This is a genomic window from Mycobacterium sp. 1465703.0 (assembly GCF_001672975.1).
GTDB lineage: Bacteria > Actinomycetota > Actinomycetes > Mycobacteriales > Mycobacteriaceae > Mycobacterium.
The window spans coordinates 1-2,319 of record NZ_LZKU01000061.1; the positions used below are offsets into that span (position 1 = coordinate 1).

The following is a 2,319-nucleotide window of genomic DNA, read 5'->3' on the forward strand; positions in this document are numbered from 1 at the left end:
GCCAGCACGCCGCGTCGGGCTCGGCCGCCGACGGCTACGCCAAGCGACTCGACGAAGTGCGAAAGGCCAGCGCAGACGTCGACAAGGCCGAAAAGGAATACAAGCGAACACTTCTCGACACAGAAGCGACGCTAGATGACGTCAAGGCCGCCCACGACCGGCTAGGCGACGCGCAGAAGCGACACGTCGACGCGACCAACGCCGAGCGCGACGCACACCGCGCGCTGGGTACCGAAATGTCGATCGGGCAGCGCGTCATGCGAACGATGTCGGACATACTGCCCAACCTCGAACGCAACATCACCCGGCTTTCGACCGTCACGCACGACGCCGAGCAGAAGTCGAACGGGCTGGCGCGCGGTCTAAGCGGCGTCGCTCGTGTTGTCGCGTTGATTGGACCCGAAGGCCGGGCCGCTGCCGGCGGGCTTGAGCTGGTATCGAAGGGCTTCGACCGGGCTGGCAGTAGCGCGAGCGCCGGCGGCGAGCACGTGCGCAACTTCATCCGCGACCTGGGCAGTTTCGAAGTCGCGTTCGGCAAGATCGGCGGCCTATCGCTGGGCTTGCCCGCACTCGGCGGCCTGGCGAGCATCGGCGGCGCGGCCGGCGTGCAAGGCATCGTCGAAGTGGCCGACGCGGTGCGCCAGCTTTCCGGCGCGCTGTTGCTGTTGCCGGCGGCCGCCGGCGGCGTCGGCGTCGTCATGGGCACGATGAAGATCGCGTTGCACGGCGTCGGCGACGCGCTCAAAGACATGATGGCCGACGACCCGAAGAAATTCCTCGACGACATAAAGAACATGGCGCCGGCGGCCGCGCACGCGATGTTGCAGGTCGCGCAGTTCCGCGACCAATTCAAACTCGGCGGCGCCGCAGTGCAAACGTCGTTCTTCAACCAGATCAACGCCGACATTCAACCGCTGATTCAGACGTGGTTGCCGGCGCTGGTCGCCGGCGGCAGCAAGGTCGCCGGCGTCATGGGCGGCATAGCCGACCAGTTCGCGAAACTGCTGATGCAACCGCAGATGTTGCAGGCGTTCTCGACGTTCATCGACAACATCAGCAAGGGCTTGCAGGCGATGGCGCCGGCCATGAAGCCCATGCTCGACATCTTCACGCAACTATCGGTTGTCGGCTCGTCATTTTTCGGCCAAATCGGCGGCGAGATAACGAAACTCGCGACCTACGTCGCCAACATGGTCGACAAGGCCGCCGGCTCGGGCGCGCTGCAACAAACAATCCAGACGGCCATCGGCGCTTTCGAGCACCTAATCAACATCGTCTTCGAATTCGGCTCGGCGTTCAACGACATCATGAACATCGCCGAAAAGTTCGGCGGCGGCGGGCTTCTCGGCTTCATCGACCAAATCGGCAACTCGCTGGCGAACTGGACGAAAAGCGACGCCGGCCAAAAGGCGCTGACCGACTTTTTCACGACGCTACGCACCGCGACCGACGCATTCTTGCCGATCCTAGGCCCGCTGTTGAACGGTCTTGTGTCGATCGGCACGGCGTTCACTCAGCTAGGTATCGCCACCGCGCCGGCGTGGGTCGAATTCTTCAAGACGTTCGCCTACGAGATGCAAAGCGATCTGGGCCCGGCGATTGTCGCGATGGGCCCGGCCATCAACCAGTTCATCGGGTCTATGACCGATACGTTCCGGCAGCTAATCCAGACGGTCGGCCCGCAACTGCCGAAGATTTTCGAAGGTCTCGCGAACGCGATGACGGCGCTTTTGCCGCAGATACCGCAGCTCGCCGCGCTGTTCGTGTCGCTGGTCGAATCGGTCGGCCCGCAGTTGCCGAAGCTGTTCGGCGCGATCACTCAAGCACTGATCGACTTGGCGCCGCTGATGCCCACGATTGTCGGCTTCATACGCGACTTCGTTTCTGTCATAACGCTTTTGATTCAGGGCGGCGACAAATCCGAGCAAGCGTTGTCGACGCTGGCCAACGGAATCATCAAGGTCGGCAGCGCGGTCATCGACGGGCTAGAGGGCAAGCTAGGCAAAGACTTGCCGCAGAAGGCCGAAGAATGGGGCAAGTCGCTCGTCACCGGGCTCATCAAGGGCATGACGTCGGGCGGCGTCATGGGCTTGCTCGACGGCGCGGCCAGCTCGCTCGTCGGCGGCATCGCGAAGTGGTTCCAGTCGTCGCCGGCCAAGGTTGGCCCGTTCTCGGGCTCGGGCTACACCCTGATTCGCGGCCAAAAGATGGTTTCGGACATGGCCGCCGGTATGTCGTCGGCGCAACCCGCGATCGAAGCGGCGGCCAAGTCGACGGCCACGGCCGCCAGTCGGGCACTGAGCTCGGGCGGCGTGGGCA

The 2,319-nt window shown here is 63.8% G+C and carries 1 protein-coding gene; it reads left to right on the forward strand.

The annotated features are described in order from the left end of the window. On the forward strand, positions 1-2,319 hold a 2,319-nt coding region (locus A5625_RS29515; RefSeq protein WP_197515983.1), incomplete at both ends, for a hypothetical protein.